The organism is Hyphomonas sp. UBA4494 (assembly GCF_002388935.1).
In the GTDB taxonomy this organism is placed as follows: Bacteria; Pseudomonadota; Alphaproteobacteria; order Caulobacterales; family Hyphomonadaceae; genus Hyphomonas.
The window spans coordinates 55,609-70,525 of sequence record NZ_DGNK01000042.1 but is presented as its reverse complement, the minus strand read 5'-3'; the positions used below and the strand labels follow the sequence as shown (position 1 = coordinate 70,525).

General features: G+C 59.1%; 16 protein-coding genes and 2 pseudogenes. 12 read left to right on the top strand and 6 right to left on the bottom strand.

What is annotated here, in order from left to right; translation table 11 throughout:
* Positions 1-126 precede the first annotated feature (126 nt).
* The 4 genes from B2P82_RS16030 (at position 127) to B2P82_RS16015 (ending at position 1,803) form a co-directional block, all read left to right on the top strand.
* Positions 127-462, top strand: a complete 336-nt coding sequence (locus B2P82_RS16030; RefSeq protein ID WP_034816508.1) for a PilZ domain-containing protein — start codon at positions 127-129, stop codon at positions 460-462.
* A gap of 86 nt (positions 463-548) precedes the next feature.
* The gene (locus tag B2P82_RS16025) at positions 549-791 is read left to right on the top strand and encodes a dodecin family protein (RefSeq protein ID WP_206992189.1); all 243 of its coding nucleotides are present in this window, start codon (positions 549-551) and stop codon (positions 789-791) included.
* 9 nt (positions 792-800) lie between these two features.
* Entirely contained in the window at positions 801-1,163 is a 363-nt protein-coding gene (locus B2P82_RS16020; RefSeq protein ID WP_206992188.1) for a DUF1801 domain-containing protein, read from the top strand.
* Positions 1,164-1,329: 166 nt separating this feature from the next.
* A complete protein-coding gene (locus tag B2P82_RS16015; RefSeq protein ID WP_233347836.1) occupies positions 1,330-1,803 on the top strand; it encodes a glutathione peroxidase in 474 nt (157 codons plus the stop codon).
* 20 nt (positions 1,804-1,823) lie between these two features.
* Here the strand turns inward: B2P82_RS16015 and B2P82_RS16010 are convergent, their stop codons facing one another.
* The gene (locus B2P82_RS16010; protein WP_290498016.1) at positions 1,824-2,378 is read right to left on the bottom strand and encodes a hypothetical protein; all 555 of its coding nucleotides are present in this window, start codon (positions 2,376-2,378) and stop codon (positions 1,824-1,826) included.
* A 227-nt stretch (positions 2,379-2,605) separates the two neighbouring features.
* On the opposite strand from B2P82_RS16010, the pseudogene B2P82_RS17110 reads away from it, so the two are divergent.
* From B2P82_RS17110 to B2P82_RS16000, 3 genes and pseudogenes are all read left to right on the top strand, one after another.
* Positions 2,606-3,223: pseudogene (locus B2P82_RS17110) on the top strand (thiolase family protein); the annotation flags it as partial.
* A 15-nt stretch (positions 3,224-3,238) separates the two neighbouring features.
* Positions 3,239-3,976, top strand: a pseudogene (locus B2P82_RS17105) (thiolase family protein); the annotation flags it as partial.
* A gap of 9 nt (positions 3,977-3,985) precedes the next feature.
* Positions 3,986-5,050 carry a DUF2332 domain-containing protein gene (locus B2P82_RS16000; protein WP_290498012.1) on the top strand — a complete coding sequence of 355 codons (1,065 nt, stop codon included), beginning with the start codon at positions 3,986-3,988 and terminating at the stop codon, positions 5,048-5,050.
* 2 nt (positions 5,051-5,052) lie between these two features.
* Here B2P82_RS16000 and B2P82_RS15995 read toward each other — a convergent pair whose 3' ends face one another.
* Positions 5,053-6,180, bottom strand: a complete 1,128-nt coding sequence (locus tag B2P82_RS15995) for a serine hydrolase domain-containing protein (RefSeq protein WP_290498010.1) — start codon at positions 6,178-6,180, stop codon at positions 5,053-5,055.
* Entirely contained in the window at positions 6,177-6,677 is a 501-nt protein-coding gene (locus tag B2P82_RS15990; protein WP_034816488.1) for an Lrp/AsnC family transcriptional regulator, read from the bottom strand. Before B2P82_RS15990 ends, B2P82_RS15995 begins: the two co-directional genes overlap by 4 nt.
* 125 nt (positions 6,678-6,802) lie before the next feature.
* Between B2P82_RS15990 and B2P82_RS15985 the strand changes: the two genes are divergently transcribed.
* Positions 6,803-10,264 (top strand): indolepyruvate ferredoxin oxidoreductase family protein, encoded by a 3,462-nt coding sequence (locus B2P82_RS15985; RefSeq protein ID WP_290498008.1) that lies wholly within the window; start codon positions 6,803-6,805, stop codon positions 10,262-10,264.
* 4 nt (positions 10,265-10,268) lie between these two features.
* On the opposite strand, the gene B2P82_RS15980 is transcribed toward B2P82_RS15985, so the two are convergent.
* Together B2P82_RS15980 and B2P82_RS15975 are read right to left on the bottom strand one after the other, a co-directional pair.
* Complete coding sequence (locus tag B2P82_RS15980; protein WP_206992182.1) at positions 10,269-10,607, bottom strand: hypothetical protein; 339 nt, start codon at positions 10,605-10,607, stop codon at positions 10,269-10,271.
* A gap of 71 nt (positions 10,608-10,678) precedes the next feature.
* Complete coding sequence (locus tag B2P82_RS15975) at positions 10,679-12,271, bottom strand: lysine--tRNA ligase (protein ID WP_290498006.1); 1,593 nt, start codon at positions 12,269-12,271, stop codon at positions 10,679-10,681.
* Between the two features lie 161 nt (positions 12,272-12,432).
* On the opposite strand from B2P82_RS15975, the gene B2P82_RS15970 reads away from it, so the two are divergent.
* The 4 genes from B2P82_RS15970 to bfr all read left to right on the top strand — a co-directional run bounded on the left by B2P82_RS15970 (position 12,433) and on the right by bfr (position 14,057).
* The gene (locus tag B2P82_RS15970; RefSeq protein ID WP_290498004.1) at positions 12,433-12,855 is read left to right on the top strand and encodes a hypothetical protein; all 423 of its coding nucleotides are present in this window, start codon (positions 12,433-12,435) and stop codon (positions 12,853-12,855) included.
* Between the two features lie 2 nt (positions 12,856-12,857).
* Positions 12,858-13,085 (top strand): helix-turn-helix transcriptional regulator, encoded by a 228-nt coding sequence (locus tag B2P82_RS15965; RefSeq protein ID WP_290498003.1) that lies wholly within the window; start codon positions 12,858-12,860, stop codon positions 13,083-13,085.
* Positions 13,061-13,372, top strand: a complete 312-nt coding sequence (locus B2P82_RS15960) for a (2Fe-2S)-binding protein (protein ID WP_290498001.1) — start codon at positions 13,061-13,063, stop codon at positions 13,370-13,372. The genes B2P82_RS15965 and B2P82_RS15960 overlap by 25 nt, the downstream gene beginning before the upstream one ends.
* Before the next feature lie 193 nt (positions 13,373-13,565).
* Complete coding sequence (bfr, locus tag B2P82_RS15955) at positions 13,566-14,057, top strand: bacterioferritin (protein ID WP_034816470.1); 492 nt, start codon at positions 13,566-13,568, stop codon at positions 14,055-14,057.
* A gap of 5 nt (positions 14,058-14,062) precedes the next feature.
* Here the strand turns inward: bfr and B2P82_RS15950 are convergent, their stop codons facing one another.
* On the bottom strand, positions 14,063-14,887 hold the full coding sequence (locus B2P82_RS15950; protein ID WP_290497999.1) for an ion transporter: 825 nt from the start codon (positions 14,885-14,887) through the stop codon (positions 14,063-14,065).
* Positions 14,888-14,917: the final 30 nt, after the last annotated feature.

The following is a 14,917-nucleotide window of genomic DNA, read 5'->3' as shown; positions in this document are numbered from 1 at the left end:
ACAGAAGCAGCGCTTTAGAGTGCTGCTTCTTTACTTGTCTTGAAGAAGTTTGGGTATATTCTGACCGAGCAGCCTGATTTGGCATGGCGGTTGCAAGAAAATCTTCGGATAAGGATTCCGCCCAAAATGAAATTGCTAAACCGCCTGTTCAAGACATCAAGTTCCGATTCCGAGGCTCCCGCCTCTGCGCGCGTAGAACAGATGGTGACGCCCGTAAAAGAACGGCCACGTCCCGTCCGTGCATCGGTCTATCGGGAAGCAAATGTCGTTTACGAATCCGGCTACAAGCGTCGCGGTATCGTTCTGGACTATTCTGACACAGGCGTTCGCCTCCGGTTTCCGACCAATGAGGGCATGCCTGAATTCGTGACCCTTCATGCCAAGGGAGTGGGCCTGCAGGGCCCCGCACGCGTTGTCTGGCAAAAAGGTTCTGAAGCGGGTTTTCAACTCACGACCATCTAGGGTCGCACCCGTCCCTTCCCAATGTTCATTTGGCTTTTGGGCCTAAAAGGTCTTGAATGACCTTTTCAACGCGAAAGGGACGCACCATGGCCATCATGAAATCAGAACAGATCATGTCGGAATCGACCAAATCCTTCGAGGATGCGATTCAGACAGCGGTCACACGCTTTGACGCCACCGTCAAAGGCCTCGCATCGGCTTACGTCAACGAAATGTACACCACAATCAAGAACGGCAAGATCGAAAAGTATCGCGTGAACCTCCAGATGACGTTCGAAGTAATGCCGCCCAAGGCCGACGACAAAGCCAAGCGCGCAAAGAAGAAGTAGGCCCCATTCGTGGCCAAGACGACGGAAACCTGGTTTTCGGAACTCGATCCGGCCCAATTCGAGATTGCGGAAAGCCTCCGAGCGCGCATTGAGCGGGCAGGCCCCGGCCTGACCTGCAAGCTCGCCTGGGGCTTTCCGTGTTGGAGTGGGACCGAGCGGATATTCTCGATTGCGGCATACAAGGACCGCTGCAATCTCCAGATATTCTATGGTGCCGAACTTGCGCCGTCCTTTCCAGATCGGATCGAAGGCACCGGCAAGGCTCTGCGCCATGTAAAAGTCCATTCGGTCGATCAGATCGACGCCCAACTGGATCAAATCATCGAGGCGGCAATCCGGCTGGATGCAACCGATCCACGGCCTGTTCGATAGGAAGACGTGACAGCTGCGTGGTTTGCCCTATCATCTGACGTCAGATGCACAGGAACCTGCCCCCATGCGCCAATTCCTTGTCCCAGCCCTCGCCGTCGTTTGCCTTGTCCTGGCAGTCCCGACAGGAAGCCAGGCACAATCCCCTAGCAATTCGGAAACCCCTTCCATGACGGCAACGCAATTTACGAGCATTGATGGAAAGCCAGTCGACCTTGAAGCACTCGATGCAAAGGCGATCCTCGTCGTGAATACAGCCTCCAAATGCGGCTACACCAAACAGTATGAGGGCCTTCAGGCACTGTATGAAGCGAAGCGAGCGGAAGGGCTCGTCATTCTAGGCATCCCTTCAAATGATTTCGGCGGGCAGGAACCCGGGACCGAGGAAGAGGTCCAGACGTTCTGCCAGCTGAATTTCGGCGTGACATTCCCGCTGACAAAGAAATACGCTGTGACGGGCGCTGATGAGCACCCATTCTATTTGAATGCCGTGGACATGCTTGGCGAGGCCGCGCAGCCGAAATGGAATTTCCATAAAATTCTCGTCGATGGCGACGGCACACCGCTCAAGGCCTACCCCTCTGCCACTACCCCATCGGATCCGGAACTCGTGGCAGATATCGAGGCGGCCCTCGGCGGATGACGCCTATCAGGCGCGCCACTTCACGACCGGAGTGATCCTGCCGGTACGGCAAGTTCGGGAATGGATCGCAGAAAGGCCCGCGCCTGCTCACCGGCTGCAGCACACGCTGTTTCAAGCTGCCCTCTATCCAGGCGCACTGCGCGAATACGTGCCCACGGGTGTCGTTGGAGATAGTAGTCGAGATTGTTCAAAAGCTCGAATTCAACTCGGTCTATCTGTTCGCTTTCGCTTGCTTCAAAGAAATACATTCGAGTTTGGGCCGCGCTCCAGCCCCGCTCGAAATGCGCGTGATAATGGCCCTCATCCTCGCCGAAACAATCGAAGCGGAGGACTTCGTCTTCGTGGATGAAAAGCGAAAACGCGGGCCCGCGCCCAATGGGCAGGACTTTCCAGAAGACGTGCAACTCTGCGTCTGGCGATATCGAGAATATTTTCAGATCGCGTCGGCTCGGAAATTTCGCGGTATAACGTTCGTGGAGACGGAACTTGCGGAGGCGCCGGGACAATTGCCGACCAGCATAGAACATCCGAGATGGAAGCATTCTGCGCGCCAAGGCATAAGTCGAACTTGCCATTTAAGGTACCCATCCCCAGCGACATTTTCACCAGATTGCTCTCGTGGCTTTCATTGAAGCCGAAAATGCACTGGCATTACAATAGAACGGCGACAACTTCTCGATTGCGCGCCCCGTTCGATGAAAAAATCTCCGCCAATCGCGTTTCGTGAACTCTTGACGAGTGAGGCCCGGACGCGCTTTGTGTTCGCACCTGCAAAAAAAAATCCATAGCGGAAGGAAACTCCATGTCTGAACAAGATCCCGTCGTCATCGTCGGTATGGGCCGCACGCCCATGGGTGGCCTGCTCGGCGACCTTGCCAGCCTGACTGCCAGTGAGTTGGGCGCCATTGCCATCGAGAAAGCTGTCAGCGAAGCAAAGCTGGCCCCCGGCGAGGCGAATGAAATCATCATGGGCAACTGCCTTCCCGCTGGCCAGGGCCAAGCTCCTGCCCGTCAGGCAGGTTTCAAATCCGGTCAGGACAAGGGCCTTGAAGCCACAACGATCAACAAGATGTGCGGCTCCGGCATGCAAGCTGCCGTCATGGGCCGCAATGCCATTCTGGCGGGCGACGCAAACATCGTGATCGCTGGCGGCATGGAATCCATGACCAACGCACCGCACCTGCTGAACGTCCGCAAGGGCCATAAATACGGCACCATGAACGCTCAGGACCATATGGCGCTCGACGGCTTGTCCGACGCCTACAAGGGCGGCCCCATGGGCGAATTCGCCGACATGATCGCGGGTGAGTACCAGTTCACACGCGAGCAACAGGATGCCTACGCGCTGGAAACGCTGTCGCGCGCACAGAACGCAACGAAAGAAGGCAAGTTCAAGCGCGAGATTGCCCCGGTCACCATCAAGACCCGCAAGGNNGGCCTGTGGGACGCCTTCAACGGCTACCACATGGGACAGACCGCCGAGAACGTCGCCGCCCGCTGGCAGATCACGCGCGACGAACAGGACACCTTCGCCGTCGCTTCGCAGAACAAGGCAGAAGCGGCGCAGAAGGGCGGCAAGTTCAAGGACGAAATCGCGTCCGTCACCATCAAGACCCGCAAGGGCGAAACGGTCGTCGACACTGATGAACTGCCTCGCACTGCGATGCCGGAAAAAATCCCGTCGCTGCGCCCGGCCTTCTCCAAGGACGGCACCGTTACCGCAGCCAATGCCTCAGCTATTTCAGATGGCGCAGCTGCGCTCGTCCTGATGCGCGAATCTGAAGCCAAGAAACGCGGTCTCAATCCGCTGGCCAAGATCGTGTCTTCGTCCAGCCACGCTCACGAGCCTGAATACTTCACGACCGCACCAGTGCCTGCCATGAAGAAAGCCTTGGAAAAGGCTGGCTGGAGCGTCGACGATGTCGAGCTTTGGGAAGTCAACGAAGCCTTCGCGGTCGTTCCAATGATCGCCATGAAGGAAATGGGCATCTCGCACGACAAGCTGAACGTGAATGGCGGTGCCTGCGCCATGGGTCACCCGATCGGCGCTTCCGGCGCTCGTTTGATCGTCACACTGCTCGCGGCCATGGAAGATCGTGGCCTGAAAAAAGGCATGGCCAGTCTCTGTATTGGTGGCGGCGAAGGCATCGCGATGGCGCTCGAACGCTACTAGGGGTCCGGCATGCTGGATGAAACCCGGATCCTCGACCATTTCACCGAACAGGCGAGATGGTGCGAGGATCTGGGCTCTCCTTTCACTGCGGCCCTGCTCCGGAAATTTGCCGAAGATTTTGAGGCCAATGGCCCGGTCGCGGATATCTGCGCCGACTGGACCGGCAATCCCCGCAAGGATGCCCTTGGCCTCAGGCTGGCCGGTGCCCTTCACCATGCCGTGCTAACCAACGCAGCACCTGCTCTTGCCGCGACTTATCCCGGCCATCTGGCGGAGTGGAAGATGGAGGCTGTCTGGGCCGAGGCCCAGCCTTGGCTTGCGGCGCACATCCCCGACATCCGCACCTTCATCAAGAGTCCCCCGCAGACCAATGAGACCCGCCGGTCGATTGCGCTCCTGCCCGGTTTTCTCGAACTTGCCGCAACCTACCGTATGCCCATGCACCTGCTTGAGCTCGGCGCGAGTGCGGGCCTCAACCAGAATTGGGATCGGTTCACCTATGATGGCGGAATCTGGCAACGACCGGGCGCGAGCGACGTCACGATATCCACGATCTGGAACGGACCCGAGCCCGCACATCTCGACGCCGCTCCAGTCATTGCTTCACGCGCCGCTTGCGACCTGAACCCGATTGACCTGACAAATGAGGCCGCCTTCCTGCGGCTCAAATCCTACACTTGGCCAGACCAGGCTGGACGACTGGCCCGTCTGGATGCGGCGGCAGAATTGGCCAGACATATGGGCGTTCGCGTGGAACAGGCGGATGCGGTTGACTGGCTCGCCCAGAAACTGACCAAACGCCCCTCAGAGGGCCTGACAGTCATTTATCACTCAGTCTTCCTTGTCTATCCGTCAAAAGAAGATGTTGCACGCATGAAGCGACTGATCGAAGAAGCGGGCGCAGCTACCACCGAGACTGCCCCCCTCGCCTGGCTTTGCTTTGAACCGGAATCCCTGTTTGGAGGAGACCGCGCGTCTCCGCGCATGCAGACCCGACTGCAAGTCTGGCCGGGTGGCGAACCCCGCATACTGAATGAGTCTGATGGACACGTCACATATGTGGACATGCCGTAAGACTATTCGGCAAATGCGTCTGCCAGTTCCCGAGCGAGCTTATTGACCGCCGCAACGCCCTCATCACTGAAACTGTTTGTGTTCACAATTACGACAAGACCTGCATCTGGCAGCAGGTAAACCGACGACAACCACATCGTATTCGACCCGTTATGGGCGAAGAGACGTCCATGCGGACACGGCGCTGAGACGCCCCACCCCAACGCATAGTCGGATCCCGCGGTTGGATATGGCGTAAGCAGTTTCTGCTCGGTCTCATCTGCTTCCAGAAAGCCGCTGACAAAGCGCGCATGCGCGGCCAACGGCACATGTAACGTGCCAGCGGGTGCCAGCGCGGCCGGGTTATCCGCTCCGCTGCCTGTGCCCTGGCCTTTCAAACCTCCGAACAGGCCTTTTGCGTGGCCTTCAATCCCCGTCGGCGGTGGTCCGAACCCCCAACCTTCATTCCGGGGTACAAGCGTGAACAGGAACAATGTCTCGTAATTCTCGTGCCCTAGCCGCAAGGCTATCCGGTCCAGTGCTGCCCCCGCAATCATGTAACCAAGATTGGAATAGGTAAATGTTCCCGTTTTGCCAGCAGGCGGCTTTGTCAAAAAACCTCGCGCCAAAGCAGTGCGCTGAGTTTCAACAGGACCATTGGAGCCGCGACTGGTCAGGAACCACATCATACCGGGATTGGCGGCAAGTCCGCTCCGGTGAGAAAGCAGATGCTCAATCGTCACATCGCCCCAGGCCGGATCCATCTCGTCGGCAAGGTCTGGCAACAACTCTGGCAGGGTCGCACCCCAACTCGCTTCACCCTGCTCTACGAGCCGACCGTAAAGCAGCGCGGTCAGCATCTTCGTGTTGGAGCCGATATGCCAGGCGTCGTCCTGCTCGACAGCATCCCGGCTGCCCTTCACGCGCTCTCCATCGACCGCGAGACCAAGAATGTCCCCATCGGCGTTGGCGATGACAGCCCCAAGAGCCACCAGCCCGGCATCTTCCCGAACCGTTTCGACCTTCTGTTGTAACTCCTCTGGCGATAGCGGTGCGGCCGATGATGGCAGCACCAGTACGGCAAGAAGTGAGAGGGATATCGCGGCGCGGATCATGGCATCCATAGTCCAGGCGCTAGCGTCATCGGTCAAGCAGAGGCAGGCTTCTTGATATCTTCAACCAGATCAAGCGGCAGGGCAGTCGTACGCTTTGCGACCCGGATCACGATACGTGATTGCACATCCGACACGAGGGCTGAGCCTAGCAGATTGTCCCGCAGGAAATTGTCATAAGCGTGCATGTCGGTCGTGATGATGTGGATCATGTAGTCGACCGCACCTGTAACCGTCATGCATTCGATGACTTCCGGCCAAGCCTGAACCATCTGTTCGAAAGCATCGAGATTTTCCCGGCTCGGAAGCGCCAGTTTGACGCTCGCCATGACTTCGAAATTCAGCCCGAGTGAGTTATTGTCCAGCAGGGTCACCCGGCCTGTAATGAAGCCGGCCTCTTCCATGCGCTTGATACGCCGCCAACAAGGCGATGAGGACAAGCCGACCCGGTCGGCAATTTCGGCGACAGACAAGCCGGCATCATGCTGGATGATGTCCAGTATTCGCGCATCTACAGCATCTAATTCTTGGGCCAATTTTGCTCGCTCTCTTAGGTTATCCGGTAAATTTTACCCCGGAATAGCAAAATTTGCGCAAGATAGGCAAGCAATTTCACGCGGTTTGACCAATAATCTGCCTAAACCCATCAGATAGGCATGCTATGCAACACCGCGAAGTCACGCTGGACGACAAATACGAGCTTGTCGAGGGAAAAGCCTTCATGACAGGGATTCAGGCGATTGTTCGCCTGCCACTTGATCGAAAACGCCTTGATCTGGGCATGGGCCTCAACACAGCCGGTTTCATCTCTGGATACCGCGGATCGCCGCTGGGCGGTTACGATCAACAGCTTCGCGCCGCTCAAAAATGGCTGGATTCCCATGACATCAAATTCTGGGAAGGTCTGAATGAAGACCTCGGTGCCACCGCTGTGTGGGGCAGCCAGCAGCTCGGCCTGTTCCCCGGCGCGAAGTATGATGGCCTGTTCGGCGTGTGGTACGGCAAGGCCCCTGGCGTAGACCGGACGGGCGATGTATTCAAACACGCCAACGCCGCTGGCGCCTCCGACCATGGCGGCGTACTCGCCATCATCGGCGACGACCATAATTGCAAGTCCTCCACCCTGCCCTCGCAATCAGAGTTCGCGATGGCCGACGCGGAGATCCCGGTACTGAACCCCGCCTCCATCCAGGACGTGCTGGACTACGGCATCCATGGCTGGGCCATGAGCCGCTTCTCCGGAGCATGGGCCGGACTGGTCGCTCTCGCAGACACAATGGATTCCGGCGCTGTGGTAAGCGTCGATCTTGACCGGTTCAGTTTTGTCTCTCCTGATTTCCAGCTGCCTGAAGACGGCGTTCATATGCGCCGTGGCGACAGCCCGCTCGATAAGGAGCGGCGCCTGCGTCAGGTGAAGCTGCCGGCTGCACAGGCCTATGTGCGCGCCAACAAGCTGGACAATGTCATCCTGCCTTCGCCGAAACCCCGTGTCGGTGTTGTCGTGACGGGCCAGGCTGCCCGCGACGTGTTCGAGGCGCTCGCGGCGCTCGGCCTGTCACCGCAGGATGCAGGACGCCTGGGTCTCTCCGTGTACAAAGTGGCCATGCCGTGGCCGCTTGAACCCGAAGGGATCCGGGCGTTCTGCAAAGGTCTGGAACGTGTGGTCGTGATCGAGCACAAACGCCCTCTGATCGAAGATCAGCTACGCTCGGTGCTCTACGATCTGCCGGATGGCCAACGTCCGACTGTAGAAGGCAAGCGCGATCGCGAGGGACGCCCCCTGCTCTCCGATATCGCCTCCATCTCCATCCCGGAAATGGCTGGCGCGCTGATGAAGATCCTTCCTGAAGGTTGGGATACCAGCCGCGCCAACGCCTATTTTGATCGGATTGGCCGGACTGGCGAAGCGGCGCGCATCAATGCCTCCGAAACCATTCGCACCCCGCATTATTGCTCCGGCTGCCCGCACAATTCCTCCACCGTTGTGCCGGAAGGCTCGCGCGCGCTGGCCGGGATCGGCTGTCACTATATGGCGAACTTCATGCCGGACCGCAAAACCGACATGACCAGCCAGATGGGCGGCGAAGGTATTGCCTGGGTTGGTCAGCACTGGGCGACTGAAGAAGGCCATGTCTTCGTCAATCTCGGCGACGGCACCTATTCCCATTCGGGCAGCCTCGCCATCCGCGCAGCGGTGACTTCCGACGCGAACATGACCTACAAGATTCTCTACAATGACGCTGTCGCCATGACCGGCGGCCAGACAGTCGAGTCTGGTCAGACCCCGGCCCAGATCGCGCAGCAGGTGGAAGCTGAAGGCGTGGAGACGATCGTGATCGTCACCGAAGACCCGACCCGCTATGCCAATGTGAAAGACCTGCCGCGCCGCGTGAAGATCTTTGATCGCGAAGAGCTGGACGAGGTTCAGGTGATGCTGCGCGCAACTCCGGGCGTCTCCGTCATGATCTACGATCAGATCTGCGCCACCGAAAAGCGCCGCCGGTCCAAGCGCGGCCTTCGTGCACCGGACCGTACGCGCGTCGTCATCAACACCGAAGTCTGCGAAGGCTGTGGCGACTGTTCGATCAAATCCAACTGCCTGTCAGTAGAGCCGGTCGAAACCGAACTCGGCCGCAAACGGCGCATCAACCAGTCGACCTGCAACACAGACCTCTCCTGCTTGCGCGGCTTCTGCCCGAGCTTTGTGACGATCCAGGATGGCGAACCTGCCTGGCAGGATCAGCCCCGTCCGGAGTTTGACGATGCAGGCCTGCCAATGCCGGAAACGCCCAGCCTCTCTGAGCCGTGGAACGTGCTGTTCACCGGCGTCGGCGGCACAGGCGTCACCACGGTCGCCGCCGTACTGGCCATGGCCGCGCATGTGGACGGCCATGCGGCCTCCAGCCTCGACATGACCGGCCTTGCCCAGAAGGGTGGTCCGGTGCTTAGCCACATTCGCTTTGCGCGTGAGCCGGAGCTGATTTCGACCGGCAAGGTTCCGCCTGCCAGCGCCGACCTCATCATTGCTTGCGATCTGGTCGTGGCGGCGGGGGGCGATGCACTGAACCTGATGGATGTTGGCCGCACGGCAGCCTATGCAAACTCCGACGTAACGCCAACCAGTGAATTCATCCGGGACCGGTCAAAACGGTTTGAAAGCGATCTCCTCGCCGCGCGCGTGAAACGGCAGGCCCGCGACTTCGCTGCCTTCGATGCCGAGGCCCTTGCGGTCGGTTATCTGCATGATGCGATCTATACGAACATGATCATGGTCGGTTTTGCCTGGCAGAAGGGGCAGGTGCCGATCAGCCTGCGCGCGCTCTACCGCGCGATCCGCCTGAACGGCACCAAGGTGGAAGACAACATGTCCGCCTTCAATATCGGCCGGATCGCTGCGGCGAACCCGGAACGACTCCTGCCCCAGCATGACCCACGCGGTCATATCGAAGAGAAGACGCTGGACGAGCTGATAGATGACCGGGCAGCGCGCCTCACCGCTTATCAGGATGCCGCCTATGCGGAGACCTATCGCAACATCGTCGCTCAGGTGCGCGCCGCAGAACATGGCGCTGGCCTCGGCGAGAATCTGAGTCGCGCAGCCGCCACCTATGCCTACAAGGTCATGGCCTACAAGGACGAGTATGAAGTGGCCCGTCTCTACACGGATGGGAAATTTGCTGAATACATTGCCAGCCAGTTCAAGGGCGGCAAACTCCGCCTGATGCTGGCCCCGCCCATTCTGTCAAAGACGGATGCAAACGGGCACGCCAAGAAGAAGCATTTTGGCCCGTGGATGTTCCAGGTCTTCAAGCTGATGGCGAAGTTCAAGGGCCTGCGCGGCACGAAGTTTGACCTGTTCGGCTACACGGCCGAGCGCCGGATGGAACGCCAACTGCGTGACGATTATCTCGCCGGCCTTTCCCGCATCGCGCAGGAACTGACCGCAAAGAATCATGAGCTCGCCGTGGCGCTCGCCGAAATCCCAGACGATATTCGCGGCTATGGCCATGTGAAGGAAGCTGCCGCCGAAGTCGCCAAGGCGAAAGAGGCAGACCTCTGGAAGGGCTGGCCGGACGGCAAGCTGCCCAAGGCAAAGACCACGCTGATCGCGGCGGCGGAGTAGACCCCTACTCTGCCGGCTCGACCTGCACGTCGATAATGGTGCCCTTCTTGCCGATTTTTTCGAGCGTCTTCTCGATATCGTCGGACTCGACGGTGCGCGTATAGGTCTTGGTGCCGCCGCCAAATTTCTTCACTTTCACCTTCAGTTTCACGTCCTCCTCTGGGCCGTCCAGCGCATCTCCGGTGACGTGCACGACCCCAGAGCCGACCGCATAGGCGCCCTTCGCGGTGCCCTCGACCACGTCGCCCGCCACGCTGACGGGCACGGTCACGATCTTGGTGGCAAGGCAGGCGGGCAGCGTGGCAAGCATGCCGGCGATCAGGATTAGGCGAATGGCAGGCATGGCAAAGGCTCCTCTGGCTCTGGCCAGACTAGAGCAGATGAATGTTTAAGCCGTGTTACGAAACGTGCAGACTAGTCCCGCGCCAGCGCCTCATCCATCAGGCGGGCCGTATTGGCGACGCCGTATAGCGCCGCGAAGCTGCCGAAGCGCGGGCCCTGGCTCTGGCCGAGCAGGACTTCATATAGCGCCTGGAACCATTCGCGCAGATTCTCGAACTCATGCTCCTTGCCGACCGAGAAGGTCAGCGTCTGCAGGTTTTCCGAGGTCGGCTCACCGTCAAACGCCTTGAGGCGCGCGGAGAGGTCTTCCATCGCCGCGCGTTCCTTGTCCGTCGGCGCACGATAGGTCTTCTGCGGCAGGACGAAGTCCTGATAATAGCTCATCGCATAGCCGGCGAGTTCATCGAGCAACCGGTTCTTCTCGGGTGAGGCGTCCGGCGCATATTGCGAGATGAAGCCCCAGAGCTGGCTCTTGTCTTCCGGGTTCGCCACCGCGACGAGGTTCAGCAGCAGCGCAAAGCTGACCGGCGTGGTCACGGCTGGCGGGTTGCCGGAATGGATGTGCCAGACCGGATTTTCCAATTGGCGCGCAGGCTCCTCACTTGGATACTTCTCAAGAAAAGTCAGGTATTCGTCCACAGCTTTCGGAATGACGTCGAAATAGAGCTTCTTCGCCACGCGCGGCTTCTGGAACTGGAACAGGCCGAGGCTTTCGTCGGGGGCATATTTCAACCAGTCCTCGACCGAGATGCCATTGCCCTTGGTCTTGGAGATCTTCTCTCCTTTTTCGTCGAGGAACATCTCATAGACATATTGCTCCGGCGGCCGCACGCCCAGGATGCGGGTGATCTTGGAATAGATCGGCGCATTCGCCTGATGGTCCTTGCCGAACATTTCAAAGTCCACGCCGAGCGCGGCCCAGCGCATACCGAAATCGGGCTTCCACTGCATCTTTACATGACCGCCGGTCACCGGCAGCGTGAATTCCTTGCCGGACGCATCCTCGAACGTGATGGTCCCCTTCTCTCCGTCTACGGCCTTCATCGGCACATAGAGCACTTCGCCCGTGTCCGGATGGATTGGCAGGAACGGGCTGTAGGTCGCCTGACGCTCCTCGCCCAGCGTGGGCAGCATCACATCCATGATGTCCTGATATCTCCGCGCAGCCTCCAGCAGCATGGCGTCGAACCGGCCGGACTTGTAACATTCCGTCGCCGACAGGAATTCATACTCGAATCCGAACTGGTCGAGGAAGGCACAGAGCCGCGCATTCATGTGCGCGCCATAGGAATCATGCGTGCCGAACGGGTCCGGCACAGCCGTCAGCGGCTGTTGCAGGTACGGCTCCAGCTTTTCCGGGTTCGGCACGGTCGGCGGCACTTTTCGCATCCCGTCCATGTCATCCGACACACAGCCCAGGCGCGTTGTGTACTTGCCGCCGGTCAGCACTTCAAAGGCGTGGCGCACCATCGTCGTGCGCACGACTTCGCCGAACGTGCCGATATGCGGCAGGCCTGACGGGCCATAGCCGGTCTCGAAGGTCACAGGGTCGCCAGCCTCACGCTGGCCGGCCTTGATCTGCTGCTCCACGCGCTGTTCCAGCTTGCGGGCAAGCTCGAACGGCCAGGCCTTAGCGGAATGGGCGAGCGTGGAGAGATCGGTCATCGGAAATGTCTGTCTTTACTGAGAAATGAAAGGTCCGCCGGACCTAGAGGCCGCAGGGGTTCCGGTCAAGCGGTGCGAACTTTCTTGTAAAGAATATTTGACATGTCAAAAATCTTTGACCATATGGGTCGTGTAAGAAATTTTTGACATGGAGACATCAAATGTCCTTTCACGAAAAATCGGCCTGGATCATGGGCCTGCTGCTCTCACTCACCGGATACTGGTACCTGTCGAGGGTCTGGGCCCTGTCGGATGCGCTGGGGGAAACCGCGCCGCCCGTCATCGGCCTGATCGCCGGGGCCACGATCATGCTGATCGTCGGGGCCGTGATCAGCCACATTATCATCGGCGTCATCAACCCGGACGAGGCCAGCGGCGATGAAGATGAGCGCGACAAGCAGGTGCTGCGCCGCGCGGGCAATATTGCCGGTTATGTGCTGGGCTTCGGCATCTTTGCTGGCCTGTGGAGCTATTACTTCCAGCGCGACGGCAATCTGTTGTTCCACATCGCGGTGGCCAGCCTGATCGCCTCGCAGGTGGCCGAATATGCCCTCACCATCCTGTTCTATCGCCGGGGCGTGTAAGCATGGCCAAACGCCCCCCTATCCTCAACCGCGTAAAGGCCCTGAGAGAGGCCCATGACGGGATGAGCCAGGCGGCCCTGGCAAAAGAGATCGGCGTGACGCGGCAAACCGTGATCGCCATCGAACAGGGCCGCTACTCCCCCTCCCTCGAAAGCGCCTTCCGCATCGCACGGGTCTTCGGCGTCGGCCTCGAAGACGCGTTCCAATGGGACGACACCGCCGAGGCCTGACCGCAGGCCCGGCGGCCATTCCGCATGTGCAACAAAGCGCAAAAACCGGATTGACAATCATTCGCATATTCGTGCAAATGGTTCTCATGATCATTTGTGTCTGCAACCGCATCAACTGCAAGAGCGTCCGCACCGCCGTCGACGCCGGGGCGCGCAGCCCCAAGGCCGTGCAGGCGCATCACGGGTGCAAGTTCCAGTGCGGAAAATGCAGCTGCTCCATCGGCGAAATCATCTCCGAAGAGATGGACCAACGCCCGGCCGCGCCAGCGCTCGTCGCCGCCGAATAGGCAGCTACTCCCTGAAATTGCAGGCCTTTGCGCGATCACCCGCCATGCACGCCTGATTCAAACCGTTCTCAGGCGCCGCTGCAACTGTGTCGCACTTTCATATGCAATTGTTTTTATTGGATTTTTTGTTGATCCCATGACACAATCACCCTAGGTGCTGGCCCGTACGAAATCCACAAAGCAGGAGCTCCCCATGAAAGGCGACCCGAAGGTCATCGAATTTCTGAACAAGTGTCTCAAGAACGAGCTGACGGCGATCAACCAGTATTTCCTGCATTCGCGCATGCTGCACGATTGGGGCGTCAGCAAGCTGGGCGATTATGAATACAAGGAATCCATCGAAGAGATGGAGCATGCCGATTGGCTGATCGAGCGCATCCTGTTCCTCGGCGGCCTGCCGAATCTCCAGGACCTCGGAAAGCTGCGTATCGGGGAATCAGTCTTCGAAATCCTCGAATGCGACCTGAAACTGGAAAACGACGCGATTCCGTTGCTCAAGGACGCGATGGAATATGCTGAGAGCGTCCGCGACTATGGCAGCCGCGACCTGTTCGGAAAGATCCTCAACAATGAGGAAGAGCATGTGGATTATCTTGAAACGCAGTTCGACCTGATCGAACGCATCGGAATCGAGCGGTATACAATGCTCCAGTCCGAAGCGAACGGCTCAAAGGCCCAGGACTAAACGGCTCAGGCGCTGCTCTCTTCGGGAGCAGCGCCGGCTTGCGCTTCGGCCGCCTCGACGCGGTCCTGAAGCTTCTGCAACTGACGCTCGCGCAGCTCGTCCGAAAAGGCACTGGCGAACACGCCTGCCGGCAGTGCGACCACGCCGATCCCCGCAATAGCAATTACAGACGCCGCAATCCGCCCCAGCGTGGTGACGGGATAGATGTCGCCATAGCCAACCGTGGTCAGCGTCGCGATGGACCACCAGATGGCGCGCGGGATGGAGCCAAACTCCTCACGCCCCTGCCCCACACCTTCGATGAAATAGAGCAGCACCGCCGCCACATAGACGAGCGCCAGCGCCATGGCGAGCGTGGTGAGAAGCTGCGTTCCCGCCCGCTTCATGGCCGCACCCAGCACGTCAAAAGCCGGCACGAAGCGCGCAATCTTGATCAGTCGGAACAGGCGGAAGACGCGCAATGCAATCAGCGGAATGCCCCCGCCAACCACCATCACGATCAGTTCCGGCAGAAAGGCCAGCAGGTCTGCGATGGAATAGAAGCGCGTAATGTAGCGAAGACGACCAACAAAGCCCGCATATTCCGGCCTGAGACCCGCAATGGCGACGCGCAGGACATATTCGACGGCAAAGATGATGACAACCGCAACATTGAACCAGTCAAATACCATCTTCCATTCGGGAATGGCCAACAGGTTCGGCTCGGTCTCGAGCGCCAGGAACAGGAAACTCGCCAGAACGAGGCTGATAATGATCCAGTTGGTAACCGAGATACCGGACTTGCGGGCTTCGGGCACCAGCTCATTATGCAACCAGCGATACAGCCCCATGCGAGTGCCCCTAAGAACGGTTCTTGTTGC